The 13,041-nt window shown below is 65.2% G+C and carries 14 protein-coding genes; 12 read left to right on the top strand and 2 right to left on the bottom strand.

Annotated elements, in window-relative coordinates; genetic code table 11:
- Positions 1 to 7 precede the first annotated feature (7 nt).
- On the bottom strand, positions 8 to 1,369 hold the full coding sequence (locus GUY37_RS19195; protein ID WP_228278133.1) for an SPFH domain-containing protein: 1,362 nt from the start codon (positions 1,367 to 1,369) through the stop codon (positions 8 to 10).
- Positions 1,370 to 1,509: 140 nt separating this feature from the next.
- Here GUY37_RS19195 and GUY37_RS10030 point away from each other — a divergent pair, with 140 nt between their 5' ends.
- The 12 genes from GUY37_RS10030 (at position 1,510) to GUY37_RS09975 (ending at position 11,815) form a co-directional block, all read left to right on the top strand.
- Positions 1,510 to 3,039 carry an alanine/glycine:cation symporter family protein gene (locus GUY37_RS10030; protein WP_166825125.1) on the top strand — a complete coding sequence of 510 codons (1,530 nt, stop codon included), beginning with the start codon at positions 1,510 to 1,512 and terminating at the stop codon, positions 3,037 to 3,039.
- 126 nt (positions 3,040 to 3,165) lie between these two features.
- Positions 3,166 to 3,480 carry a chorismate mutase gene (locus GUY37_RS10025; protein WP_152346654.1) on the top strand — a complete coding sequence of 105 codons (315 nt, stop codon included), beginning with the start codon at positions 3,166 to 3,168 and terminating at the stop codon, positions 3,478 to 3,480.
- A 206-nt stretch (positions 3,481 to 3,686) separates the two neighbouring features.
- Entirely contained in the window at positions 3,687 to 3,995 is a 309-nt protein-coding gene (gene rplU / locus GUY37_RS10020; RefSeq protein WP_025776790.1) for a 50S ribosomal protein L21, read from the top strand.
- 15 nt (positions 3,996 to 4,010) lie between these two features.
- The gene (gene rpmA / locus GUY37_RS10015; RefSeq protein WP_025776788.1) at positions 4,011 to 4,262 is read left to right on the top strand and encodes a 50S ribosomal protein L27; all 252 of its coding nucleotides are present in this window, start codon (positions 4,011 to 4,013) and stop codon (positions 4,260 to 4,262) included.
- 101 nt (positions 4,263 to 4,363) lie between these two features.
- Positions 4,364 to 5,929, top strand: a complete 1,566-nt coding sequence (gene obgE, locus GUY37_RS10010; RefSeq protein WP_166825123.1) for a GTPase ObgE — start codon at positions 4,364 to 4,366, stop codon at positions 5,927 to 5,929.
- Complete coding sequence (gene proB, locus GUY37_RS10005) at positions 5,926 to 7,092, top strand: glutamate 5-kinase (protein WP_166825120.1); 1,167 nt, start codon at positions 5,926 to 5,928, stop codon at positions 7,090 to 7,092. The genes obgE and proB overlap by 4 nt, the downstream gene beginning before the upstream one ends.
- A gap of 3 nt (positions 7,093 to 7,095) precedes the next feature.
- On the top strand, positions 7,096 to 8,385 hold the full coding sequence (locus GUY37_RS10000; protein ID WP_166825118.1) for a glutamate-5-semialdehyde dehydrogenase: 1,290 nt from the start codon (positions 7,096 to 7,098) through the stop codon (positions 8,383 to 8,385).
- A gap of 176 nt (positions 8,386 to 8,561) precedes the next feature.
- Positions 8,562 to 8,720: a hypothetical protein gene (locus tag GUY37_RS09995; RefSeq protein ID WP_166820670.1), complete on the top strand. Its 159-nt coding sequence runs from the start codon at positions 8,562 to 8,564 to the stop codon at positions 8,718 to 8,720.
- 1 nt (position 8,721) lies between these two features.
- Positions 8,722 to 9,327, top strand: a complete 606-nt coding sequence (gene nadD / locus GUY37_RS09990) for a nicotinate-nucleotide adenylyltransferase (RefSeq protein WP_166825115.1) — start codon at positions 8,722 to 8,724, stop codon at positions 9,325 to 9,327.
- Positions 9,320 to 10,792 carry a hypothetical protein gene (locus tag GUY37_RS09985; protein ID WP_166825113.1) on the top strand — a complete coding sequence of 491 codons (1,473 nt, stop codon included), beginning with the start codon at positions 9,320 to 9,322 and terminating at the stop codon, positions 10,790 to 10,792. The genes nadD and GUY37_RS09985 overlap by 8 nt, the downstream gene beginning before the upstream one ends.
- Positions 10,793 to 10,844: 52 nt before the next feature.
- Positions 10,845 to 11,222, top strand: a complete 378-nt coding sequence (gene rsfS, locus GUY37_RS09980; RefSeq protein WP_228278132.1) for a ribosome silencing factor — start codon at positions 10,845 to 10,847, stop codon at positions 11,220 to 11,222.
- The gene (locus GUY37_RS09975) at positions 11,219 to 11,815 is read left to right on the top strand and encodes a histidine phosphatase family protein (RefSeq protein ID WP_166825107.1); all 597 of its coding nucleotides are present in this window, start codon (positions 11,219 to 11,221) and stop codon (positions 11,813 to 11,815) included. The genes rsfS and GUY37_RS09975 overlap by 4 nt, the downstream gene beginning before the upstream one ends.
- 1 nt (position 11,816) lies before the next feature.
- Here GUY37_RS09975 and GUY37_RS09970 read toward each other — a convergent pair whose 3' ends face one another.
- Entirely contained in the window at positions 11,817 to 12,956 is a 1,140-nt protein-coding gene (locus GUY37_RS09970) for a glycosyltransferase family 4 protein (RefSeq protein WP_208094668.1), read from the bottom strand.
- Positions 12,957 to 13,041 lie beyond the last annotated feature (85 nt).

Below are 13,041 nucleotides of genomic sequence, written 5' to 3'. Positions count from 1 at the left end.
CGGTCGGTCAGCCCGCGGACTGCTGGCTGCGGGTGGTGCTGATCGTCGGCTGCGCCGCCTGATCCCCGCAGAGGACGATCATCAGGTTCGACACGAGATCGCTGCGTTCGGTCTGCCCGAGCTTGACGATCTGACGTCCCTCGATCTCCTCGATCGCCGTCTCCACCATGCCGACAGCCCCTTCGACGATGAGCTGACGAGCAGCGACGACCGCTGTGGCCTGCTGGCGTTGGAGCATGGCTCGGGCGATCTCCGGTGCATAAGCCAATTGGGTGATGCGCGATTCGATGACTGTGACCCCCGCAGCCATGACTCGGGCGGCGACTTCATCGGAGAGCCGCGAGGTGATCTCGTCGGCGTTGTCACGCAGCGACATGCGGCGCGGATCCGAGGAATCGTAGGCATAGGAGTTCGCGATGTGTCGAACGGCGGTCTCCGCCTGGATCGCAACGAACTCTTCGAAGTCATCGACCTCGAACATCGCCTGTGCGGTGTCCCGGACCTGCCAGACGACCACGGCGCCGATCTCGATCGGATTGCCGTCGAGGTCATTGACCTTCAGCGTCGAAGTCTCATGATTGCGGATACGCGTCGAGATCTGGTCCTTCGTGAAGAAGGGATTGACGAACCGCAGGCCCGACTGCCGGACCGTGCCGACATACTTGCCGTAGAGCTGGAGGACGACGGCATGACCGGGCGCCACCGAGGTGCACCCCTTGAACAGGAACATCGAGGCGATGAAGCACAGCACGGCGACGATGAAGAGGACGACGCCGACGACGACTTGGGCGAAGCTCATGACGAAGCCGATGATGCCCATGAGCACAGCACCGAGCAACAGGATGATGGCACCGACGATTGCGAAATAGCCCGAGACTCCTCCGGCCGGCTTCTCGCGCACACGCTCACCGTCGGGGGAGACGATGCGTGTGGGCGCGGAGTTCGGCGTCTGCACAGCAGAGCGCCGGGGTCCGTGGTTCGGCGCCTGCGACGCGGCGGGTCCGGACCCGGAATTAGGGCCCGGGCCTGCACCGGCGGCCTGCCCGGCAGTACGGCGACGCTGTGGTGCCGGTGGCAGCGGTGAGCCTTCACCGTGGTGCGGCGGGGCGCCGGTGTTCGCCTGGGCTCCGGCCGGCGGGCCATACGGCGCGGTCGACTCGGAACCGCCGATCGACCCGGACTGAGCACCCTGAGAGCCATAGTGTCCGTTGGGATTCGTCACCGCCTCCGCCCCAGGATAGGCCGCGGGCTGACTGTGGCCGGCTTGGATATGAGTGCTCGGATCACCGCTGGGGACGGGACCGCGAGCGGGGGATGGGGTCGATGATCGATTCGGCCGCTGACCTGGCTGCTGAGGGTTCTGAGTCATGCTCCCAGTCTAAGCCAGTTAATGAGACGCCAATCTCAAAAGCACTGCAGATGCCTTGTTCGGTAACGGTTTCATAACTGAAACGGTCCCACAACGTGGAACGCTTGAATGTGACGTAGGTCTCAGTATGTTTGCACACTATGAACGATCTTCATATCTCAGCAGAGCCGGTCTCTCCAGTCGACGATGCCATCAACTCCTGGTTCGATCCGATTGCGACGTGGCTCGGCAACATCATCTTCTTTCCGATCACGATCGGAGAGATCTCCTTTCCATTCGTCGTCCTGTGGCTGATCTTCGCGGCCCTGGCATTCACCGTCTACTTCGGCTTCATCCAGGCGCGCGGGGCCAAGCTCGCTCTCGAGATCATCCGCGGAAAGCACTCCTCGAAGGATGATCCGGGCGAGGTCACCCACTTCCAGGCACTGGCCTCGGCGCTGTCGGGCACCGTCGGTCTCGGCAATATCGCCGGTGTCGGTGTCGCCATCGCCCTCGGCGGCCCGGGCGCCACCTTCTGGATGATCGTCGCCGGGCTTCTGGGCATGTGCACGAAGTTCGTCGAATGCACCCTCGGAGTGAAGTACCGCGAGATCGACGAGAACGGTGTGGTTCACGGCGGTCCCTTCAAATACCTCCCCGTAGCCTTCCGCCGCTTCTCGAAGCCCGTGGCAACGGCGCTCACCGGACTCTTCGCCATTGCCATCCTCATCTTCGGCGTGGTCGGCGGCGGAATGTTCCAGGCCAACCAGACCTTCGCCCAGGTGCGCACAGCCACCGGCGGCGATGACGGATTCTTGGCCGGTCCCTTCGCCTCCCTCGTCTTCGGGATCGTCTTCGCAGCGCTCGTCGCCCTGGTCATCCTCGGCGGCATCCGCTCCATCGCCAGGGTCACGGACAAGCTGGTCCCGGGCATGGCCATCTTCTACGTCGTCTCCTGCCTGCTTGTGCTCGGTCTCAACTTCTCCAATATCCCCGCCGCCATCGGCGAGATCTTCGCCGGAGCCTTCAACCCGCAGGGCATCGCCGGCGGTGTCGTCGGCGTCATGATCATCGGCTTCCAGCGTTCGGCCTTCTCCAACGAGGCCGGCATCGGATCCGCTCCGATCGCCCACTCGGCGGTCAAGACCCGCCGACCGATCTCCGAGGGATTCGTCGCGCTCCTCGAGCCCTTCATCGACACCGTCATCGTCTGCACCATGACGGCGCTGACGATCATCGTCGCCAACCAGGCGTCCTACCGGGAGGACTTGGGCGCCGGCGAGATCGGGGGAGTGGCGCTGACCTCGGATGCCTTCTCCACGGTCGCCAGCTGGTACCCGGTGCTCTTGGCCGTTGCCGTTGCCCTCTTCGCCTTCTCCACCCTCATCACCTGGGCGTATTACGGCGAACAGGCATGGAGCTACCTGTTCGGCAACGCCAAGGCCAGCGTCACCGTCTTCCGCGCCCTCGTCTGCCTCTTCGTCGTCGTCGGCTGCGTGGCGACCTTCTCGAAGGTCGTCGAGTTCGCGGATGCGGCACTGTTCATGTGCGCCTTCATCAACATCCTCGGCCTCTATCTGCTCATGCCGGTGGTCAAGAAGGAGATGAAGAAGTACCTCGCCGATCGCAAGGCCGGAACTCTGGGCGATCCGGACACCGTCGACGCTGTTCCGGTCGAGCAGACCGCCTGACCAGCCGGCTCCCCGAAGCAGGGGGCACCCCGAGCTCTCCAGCGGATTCGCCCAACGTGAGGACAGTGCGCCGCGCCCGTTCGGACGCGGCGCACTGCTGTGTCCCCTCATCGTTAGACTGAGGGTGTGGAGCAGAACAATGACGACAAGACATACGCCCTCGAGCGACTGTCGGAGCTGCGCGGCAGCATCGACAACATCGACGCCTCCCTCGTCCACCTCCTGGCCGAGCGTTTCAAGCTGACCGAACGCGTGGGCGAGCTCAAGGCCGATCACGGCCTGCCGCCCGCCGATGAGTCCCGAGAGGCTCGCCAGGTCGCACGGCTGCGGGTGCTGGCCGAAGAATCACAGCTCGACCCGGATCTCGCGGAGAAGTTCCTCGCCTTCATCGTCGCCGAGGTGATCCGTCGACACGAGCACATCGCCGACTCCCGCGAATGAGAGATGCCTCACAGCAGGCAGTTCGGGCCCAGGCGGCACCTGAACGGGTTTGCCTGCGCTGTGCGGGTTCGACTAGAATTGAGCGTCGGTGCGCGTGACGCACCACGGCTGGTGATTCCTCTCAATGGGATGTCGCGGGACCCGTTCTGCGACAGCCAAGGGACAACCGCCGTTCGTTTGTGTTTTAACAGAAAGAGGGTTCGACCATGGTCTATGCCATCGTCCGCGCCGGAGGTCACCAGGAAAAGGTGAGCGTCGGCGATATCATCACAGTCAACCGAATGAAGGCGAAGGCTGGAGACAGCGTCGAACTCGATGCCGTGCTTCTTGTCGACGGTGAGACGGTCACGACCGATCCCGACGCTCTGGCGAAGGTCTCGGTCAGCGCTGAGGTCGCCGGTGAACTCCGCGGTCCCAAGATTGTGATCCAGAAGTACAAGAACAAGACCGGGTACAAGAAGCGTCAGGGCCACCGCCAGGACCTCACCCGTCTGAAGATCACGAACATCAAGTAAGAGGAGACTTCTCACATGGCAAGCAAAAAGGGAGTCAGCTCGACCCGCAACGGTCGCGACTCGAACCCACAGTACCTCGGCGTGAAGCGCTTCGGCGGCCAGGCCGTCAAAGCCGGCGAGATCATCGTCCGCCAGCGTGGAACCAAGTTCCACCCCGGAGCCAACGTCGGCCGCGGCGGAGACGATACCCTCTTCGCTCTGACTGCCGGCGCCGTGGAATTCGGCACCCGCAACGGTCGCAAGATCGTCAACATCGTCGGAGCCTGATCCTCCCCGGATCCGATCCGTCGTCAATATGATCTCTCCCTGAAGAAGGGAGCATGAAGGGTGAGTCGAACGACTCACCCTTCATCTGATATAAGGACATTATGGCCACCGAGTTCGTAGATCGTGTCACTGTTCACCTCGCCGCCGGCGCAGGTGGGAACGGATGCGCCTCGATCAGGCGTGAGAAGTTCAAACCGCTCGGCGGGCCCGACGGCGCTGACGGCGGCAACGGCGGAAACATCATCTTCCGCGTCGACCGCCAGACCACGACCCTGCTGCCCCTGCACCACCGTCCGCATGTGCGCGCCGATGACGGCGGGATCGGCAAGGGCGACCTGCGGCACGGAGCCGACGGAAAGAACCTCGTCGTCGACGTCCCCGAAGGCACAGTGGTCAAGAACACCAACGGTGACGTCATCGCCGACCTCGTCGAGGACGGCACCGAATTCACTGCCGCTGCCGGGGGCCGCGGCGGGCTCGGCAACGCCGCCCTGGCATCGACGAAGCGCAAGGCCCCCGGGTTCGCGCTCCTCGGTGAGCCGGGAGAGACGGTCAGCCTCGTCCTCGAACTCAAGACCATCGCCGATATCGCCCTCGTCGGCTACCCTTCGGCGGGCAAGTCGAGCCTGATCGCGGCGCTCTCGGCCGCGAAGCCCAAGATCGCCGAGTACCCATTCACAACGCTCGTGCCCAACCTCGGCGTCGTCCAGGCCGGAGACACCCGCTACACGGTCGCCGATGTCCCCGGACTCATCCCCGGTGCATCCGAAGGCAGGGGGCTCGGCCTCGAATTCCTCCGCCACGTCGAACGCTGTGCGGGCCTCGTCCACGTCATCGACATGGCCACCTGGGAGCCGGGGCGCGATCCGGTCTCCGACCTGACGATCATCGAATCCGAACTCGCCGCCTACGCCGTCGACCTCGACGACGGCAGCGGTCTCCTCCCGCTGTCCGAACGTCCGAAGCTCGTGGCGCTGAACAAGGTCGACATCCCCGACGGCCGCGACCTCGCCGATATCGTCCGCCCCGACCTCGAAGCTGCCGGCTACCGAGTCTTCGAGATCTCTGCTGTCAGCCATGCGGGTCTGCGGGAGCTCTCGTTCGCGATGGCCGAACTCGTGCTCGCTGAACGTGCACGTCGGGCCGAAAACGAAGCCACACCGCAGCGCGTGGTCATCCGCCCGAAGGCCGTCGACGACCGTGGTTTCGAGGTGCTTTCCGAACGATCGTCCGACGGACCGGTGTTCCGCGTCCTCGGCGACAAGCCTCGCCGCTGGGTGCAGCAGACGGACTTCGGCAATGACGAAGCCGTCGGGTACCTCGCCGACCGTCTCGAACACCTCGGCGTCGAAGAGGCCCTGTTCAAAGCCGGGGCCAAACCCGGTGACACGATCGTCGTCGGCGGAGACGACGGCGTCGTCTTCGACTGGGATCCCACATCCGTGGGCGGTGCCGAACTGCTGGGTTCGCGCGGATCCGACGCCCGGCTCGAAGAGGAATCGCGAGCCACACGCAGGGAACGCAAGGCCGCCTATCACGACAAGATGGATGCGAAGGCCGCAACGCGGGCCGAGTTCGAACAGGAGCGCCTGGCCGAACGCGCCCGGCGTGAGAGCGGTCACCCGGCACCGGCGACGGAGTCTGCTGAGGGAGCCGGCGAGGAGTGAGCGCCGCAGTGCAGGCGGACTCCTCCGCCACGTCCATCCGTGACGACATCGCCCGGGCCCGTCGCATCGTCGTCAAGGTCGGCTCCTCCTCGCTGACGACCATCGACGGCGGACTCGACGAGGCCAAACTCATCGCCCTGACCGACGTCATCGGTGCTCACCGATCGGCCGGACACGAAGTGATCCTCGTGTCCTCCGGCGCGATCGCGGCAGGACTCGAACCCATGGGTCTGAAGAAGCGGCCACGGGACCTGGCCAGCCAGCAGGCCGCCGCCGGTGTGGGGCAGGGCCTGCTCATGGCCGCCTATACGCGAGCGCTGGGACGCTACGACCTCGTCCCCGGACAGGTGCTGCTGAGCGCCGATGACCTCATCCGCCGCACCCAGTACAAGAACGCCCAGCGTGCCCTCGACAAGCTCCTGGCCCTGGGCACGCTGCCCATCGTCAATGAGAACGACGCCGTAGCCACCGAGGAGATCCGCTTCGGAGACAACGACCGCCTGGCGGCTCTCGTCGCACACTTGGCCCACGCCGATGCCCTCGTGCTGCTGTCCGACGTCGACGCGCTCTACTCGGGTCCTCCTGATCAGCCGGGCTCTCGGCTGATCGACCGCGTCCACGGACCCGGTGAACTCGATGACCTCGCCATCGGCGGTGTCGGCACGGCCGGAACCGGCACCGGTGGAATGGCCACGAAGGTCGACGCCGCAATCATGGTCGCCGATTCGGGCATCCCGGCCGTCCTGACCTCGGCATCGAGGGCCGCCTCGGCGCTGGCCGGGGAGACCGTGGGCACGTACTTCGCGGTCACTCACAGACGGCGGGGGACCCGCCTCCTGTGGCTGCGCCATCTGGCCCGGACATTCGGATCGGTCACCATCGACCACGGGGCCGAGACTGCCGTGCTCTCCCGCGGGACCTCCCTGCTCGCCGTCGGCGTCACCGCGTGCAGCGGCGACTTCGAAGCAGGTGACCCGGTCGAGATCCGCAACCTCGCCGGCGTCGTCATAGCCCGCGGAATGACGAACTTCTCCTCGGACGAGCTGCCGCTGATGTTCCGGTCCACGACCGAGGAACTTGGCACCCGTCTGGGAAATGACTACCGTAAAGAGGTCATCCATCGAAACGATCTCGTTCTCACACACGTGAGCGGGGGGAGATAGCCCATGACAGCAGCTGCCGAGATCCACCCGAAGACCGTGCGCGGAGTCACCCGCATAGTGCGCAGCGCCAAGACCGCTTCGAGTCTGCTGGCGACGACCTCGACCGCAGGGAAGGACGCAGCGCTGGGCGCCATTGCCGACGCGCTGCGCGCGAACACCGACCTTATCGTCAAAGCCAACGACGCCGACATCGCCGCCGGCACCGAGAACGGCATGAGCGAAGCGCTGCTCGACCGTCTGCGCCTCGACGCCGATCGCATCGCAGCGATCGCCGATTCCGTGGACGACGTCATCGATCTGTCGGACCCGGTCGGTGACGTCGTCGTCGGCCGCACCCTGCCCAACGGCATCCGACTCACTCAGAACCGCGTGCCCATGGGTGTGATCGGCGCGATCTACGAAGCCCGCCCGAACGTCACCGTCGACATCGCCGTCCTCGCCCTCAAATCCGGCAACGCCTCGGTCCTGCGCGGAGGTTCGGTCGCCCAGAACTCGAACACGGAGATCATCTCGATCCTCCGACGCGCAGTCGAATCGGCGGGCCTGCCGGCCGACTCGATCAACGGCATCGACCAGTACGGACGCGAAGGGGCGAACGTGCTCATGCACGCCCGCGACTACGTCGATCTGCTCATTCCCCGAGGCGGCGCCGAACTGATCAACATGGTGGTGCAGGAGTCGATCGTGCCCGTCATCGAAACCGGTGTGGGCAATGTGCACATGTTCATCGATTCCACCGCGACGGTGAAGACCTCCGTCGACCTCGTCCTCAACTCGAAGACGCATCGACCCAGCGTGTGCAACTCGCTGGAGACCCTGCTCGTCCACGAGAAGGCCGCCAAACGCGTGCTGCCGAAGATCCTCGAACGCCTCGACGGAGCCGGCGTCATCGTCCATGCGGACTCCGACGTCTCAGCGCTGGCACCGGCGGGGATGAAGATCCGTCGGGTCTCACGACGCGATTGGGCCAAGGAATACCTGGGACTGGAGATCGCGATCAAACTCGTCTCGGGAATCGAAGAGGCCATCGACCATATCCGCGCCTACAGCTCCGGTCATACGGAGGTGATCGTGACGAAGGACCTCGACAACGCCGACACCTTCGTCGCGGCCATCGACGCCGCAGCGGTGGGCGTCAACGTCTCCACGCGGTTCACCGACGGAGGAGAGCTGGGCTTCGGCGCAGAGGTGGGCATCTCCACACAGAAGCTGCACGCTCGCGGCCCCATGGGTCTCGAGCAGCTGACGACCACGAAGTGGGTGATGATGGGCAACGGGCAGGTCCGTTCCTGAATCCGCTCCGGCATCGATTCTCCGCGGACAGGGCACAGAACGCCCGACCAGGGGAGACATCGAAGGCGGGAGAAGTCATGTCGATGCCGGATTCCCGGGTCGTTCATGAGAAACTGGGAAGGTAATGACGCCGACGCGCCTCTCACGCGTCGGATCACTGAGTAAGGAGTAATGACGTGAACGCAGCCATTATGGCCGCAGCCGAAGGCGGGGAGCACGCAGCCCACGTCGAGCTGCCGATGGATCCGATCTGGTACGGACTCATCACCCTGGCGATCTTCATCACGATGGGCATTGTGACTCGGTCGTGGAAGGGCATCTCGCACCGCCACTGATATGGCAGAGCACAGACGCAGAGTCGGTGTCATGGGCGGCACCTTCGACCCCGTCCACAACGGCCACCTCGTCGCGGCAAGTGAGGTCCAGGCGACCTTCGACCTCGACGAGGTGGTCTTCGTCCCCACCGGACGGCCGTATCAGAAGGACGTCGAAGAGGTCAGCAGCGCCGAGCACCGGTACCTGATGACCGTCATCGCCACGGCATCGAATCCGCGGTTCACCGTATCCCGTGCCGATGTCGACCGACCGGGACCGACCTACACGATCGACACGCTGCGCGACCTCGCCCGCAGCTACGGGTCCGACACCGAGTTGTTCTTCATCACCGGCGCGGACGCTTTGGCTCAGATCTTGACGTGGAAGAATGTGGATGAGCTGTTTTCCCTGGCCCACTTCGTCGGAGTCAGTCGGCCCGGGCACGAACTCCATGGCGAGGGGCTGCCGGTCGATCGGCTGAGTCTCGTGCAGATCCCTGCACTGGCGATATCGTCCACGGATTGCAGGCAACGGGTGATGGATGGTGCACCCGTCTGGTACCTCGTGCCGGACGGCGTGGTGCAGTACATCGCGAAATACGAGTTGTACAGGAGTGAGAATGGCTGAGGAGCAGTTCACGTCACGTCGAGCACGGCGCGAAGCCGAGAGGCTGGCGGCGGAACAGGCGTTCGAAGCACGAGAGGTTCCTGAGCAGCCGAAGGAGGCGCCGAACTCTCGCGCCGGACTCCTCAGCCCGCTGCCGCCGAAGAAGCCCGGTGCGAAACCAGCGGCCGAAACGACCGCTGACACCGCCTCACGCATCGACCCCGATCCCTCGCCGAAGACCAGCCATGAACGCGGCGCATTGGCATCCGATCACCCGCAGGAGTCGCGGCCCCCGGTCCACGCCGAGGATCGCCTCGACCCGACACGCACTCCGCTGCCGCACTTCCAGACACGTGCGGAGAAGAAGCGGTACCTGCGTGAACACGGACTCTCGCTGTACGGTGATCTGTCCACCGGTGCGATGCCGGTCGTCGCGGATGAGAAGGAGCTGGCCGAACGAGAGGCCGCGGCCGAGGGGCGTCTGACCGGCCCGGTCCCCGAAATTTCGGATGCGGAGTCCACCGCGGACCAGAACTCCGCCGGTTCGGAGTCCGCAGCAGAGGCTCCGGATGAATCGAGCTCCCAGGATGAGTCGAGCGCTCCGACGACACCGGAAGCGAAGGCCGCCGAGACCGAACACGAATCCTATGACACGGCAGGCTTCGGGGGAGACTCCGACGAGGTCGCCGCCCGCGACTTCGAAGCACCTGTCACCGACTCGTCCGCTCCGCGCCCCACGACCGTGGAGAACGAACCCTACGATGCGCTGTCCATGCCGTATTCGGCCCTCGACGATGACGCTTCGGCACTCGGCACCGAGACCGAGAAGGACCATCTGACCGAGACAGCCGACAGGACCGACTCGGCCGACGAATCCGCCGGGGACGGACAGGCCGAACCAGCCACGGACGCAACCGCCGCCGAGACCGTCGCCGCGGACGAACCCGTTCCGGCGAACAAGGCGGAGGCGCAGCCTGATGCGGAGGCCGCGGACGAGCCCGCGCCCTCCTCTCGATCCCGTCGGATGCCGATCGTGCAGCCGCCCTCGACCTCCGGAGTCCGTGTCGTCACCGCCGCCTCGGCGCAGATCCCCGAGGTCGACGAGACCCGCGCGGGGGACGATCGCACCGAGCAGACGCCGCAGACTGGTCGTGCCGAGGACTCACAGCCCGGCGGGACAACCGACCAGACGGACGAATCGACCGGAGACGCCGGATCCGATGACGCGGCACGTGCCTTGGCCGCGAACCCGGAGACCCGACCGATGGACGCAGTGCCCGAAGCATGGTCCCTGCCGAACTCCGATTACGAAGAGGAAGAGACCGTGAACCCTCCCGGCTCACGAATCCGGGCCAGCTCGGTGACCGGGCACGACGGACAGATCCTCATGGGCGAAGAGCCTTCGAAGATGCCTTATATCGTTCTCGGCGTCGCCGCATTCTTCGCCCTCGCGCTCATCGTCGTCGCCCTCGTCATGTTCCTCTGATCACCACCCGGTTCCCACCACCTCCACAGCCGCATCCATGCGAAAGGATCTTGTGAGCGAGATCGCCGAATCCACCCAGCTGCTTCGAACCGCCGCCAAAGCCGCGGACGAGAAGCTCGGAACAGACATCATCGGTCTCGATGTGAGCTCCACGCTCTACATCACCGACGCGTTCCTCATCGTCTCCGCCGACAACGAACGCCAGATCGGCGCGATCATCGACGCCGTCGAGCAAGAGGTGCAGCTCGTGCATGACCGGACTCCGCTGCGCCGCGAAGGCCGCGGAGGTGACTGGGTGCTCCTCGACTTCGGCGAGATCGTCGTCCACGTCTTCTCGGCCGAACAGCGCGAATACTATGCTCTCGAGCGGCTGTGGAAGGACGTTCCCGTCATCGACCTGCAGCTGCCCGAGCCCGGCATCGACGAATGACGAAGACCGTTCTGTTCTGGCGTCACGGACAGACGGATTTCAACGTCGCCGGTCGCTTCCAGGGACAGACCGACGTCCCCCTCAACGACACAGGACGAGCCCAGGCGAAACAGGCCGCCCGCCTGCTCGCTGAGTTCGGACCCGGGCTGATCGTGTCCTCCGACCTTTCCCGAGCCGCTGCGACGGCCGACAGCCTGGCGGCGTTCGTCGATGTCGAGCCCGTTCGCGACGAACGGCTGCGCGAAGCCGCCTTCGGTGAGTGGGAAGGCTCCACCCGCGCCGAGGTGGCCGAGACCTGGCCGGATGAACTGGCCGAATGGGCCTCCGGTGCAGATGTCGCACCGCCCGGCGGAGAATCCCGTTCCCGATCGGGCCGTCGAGCCGCTGACGCCATCATCGAGATCGTCCGGTCCGCCGATGCCGAGACGATCGCCATCGTCGCCCACGGTGCGGTGTTGCGCGGAGCCGCCGAGATCCTCGTCGAGATGAACGGGACGGGCCGCCTCGGTGTGCTCGGAAACTGCGGGCACGGAGAATTCGTCTTCACCGGCACCAACTGGGTGCTGCGCAGCTGGGGTGCGTCCTCCCGCTGACTCAGTCCTCTGTCCTCCGGTTCGCGGCGACGGACCGGATGAGTTCGACGAGCGAGGCGGCCGAGGCCGCCCAATCGAAGACCTGTGACTGCTCCTGACCGGCTGCGGACTGCTCCGCCCATCTCTGTTCATCCGTGAGCCGGGTGATCGCCTGCGCGATCGACGGCGGATCCTCCGGATCGAAGTATTCGGCCGCCTCGGCGGCGATCTCCCTGAAGATCGGGATATCCGATACGGCCACGGGCACGCCCTGAGCCATCGCCTCGATCACGGGCAGGCCGAAACCTTCCTCACGTGAGGCTGTGACCAGGGCTGTCGACTCGTCGAGCAGACGCGCATACTCCTCATCGCTGACTCCCCGATGGAAGACGACCCTCGCGCGGTCGGGGATGAGGGCGCGCAGCTGGGCTTCCCGCCGGCCCTCGATGCGACTGGCGATGTGCAGAGTCCATCCCGGCAGATGTTCCAGGGCGCGAATGAGAGACTCGACGTTCTTGTACGGCAGGAAGGCGCCCATATAGATGAGCGTCTTCGCATTGTGACGGTTCACGGTCCGCGTTGCGGTGGCGGCCACCTCGGCGGCATTGGACACCACCTGCACCGGACGATTCGTCAGATGGTGGGCGGCGATGAGGTCCTTCGTCGTCTCGGACACAGCCGCCACGGCGTCGGCCCGGTTGAGCAGCAGCCGCTGCGGACCGTAGCTGAGGTGATACGCCCGCCACAGCAGTCGGACCGGCAGCGGCAGGTCGCCGGGCGGTTTGGGGTGGGAGTAGTAGATGAGGTCGTGGATGGTCAGGATGAGCCCATAGCGGCGACCGAACGAGCCCATCGTCTGCATCGTGGAGAACACGACATCGGCGCCCAGGGCATTGAGCTTCCCGGCGATAGCCACCTCCGTGGGGGAGGTGGGGTCGCCCAGCTCGACCCACGAACATTCGGGCAGAAGCGCCAGCTGGGCCCGATCGCTGATGATCACGGTGACGTCGATCTCCGTGCCCTCGACGGCTGTGAGCAGGGCCGAGAGCAGACACGAACCGTACCGGGAGATCCCGTCGTGGTGGGTCGTGCGAGTGAAGCGCGCGTCGAAGAAGACCGACAGCCTCGGGGAGGAGTGACGGCTCTCTGTGCTTTTGCTCATGGAACTCCGAGTCGATAGTCTGAATCTTCGAAAGTCTGTGTCTGTCAGTATGCGCGCTTCGCGATGAAGGATCAGTGAGTGAAGG

This window comes from Brevibacterium limosum (assembly GCF_011617705.1).
Classification (GTDB): domain Bacteria; phylum Actinomycetota; class Actinomycetes; order Actinomycetales; family Brevibacteriaceae; genus Brevibacterium; species Brevibacterium limosum.
Note: the sequence above shows the minus strand (reverse complement) of the source record. Positions and strands in the feature narration are given on the sequence as shown.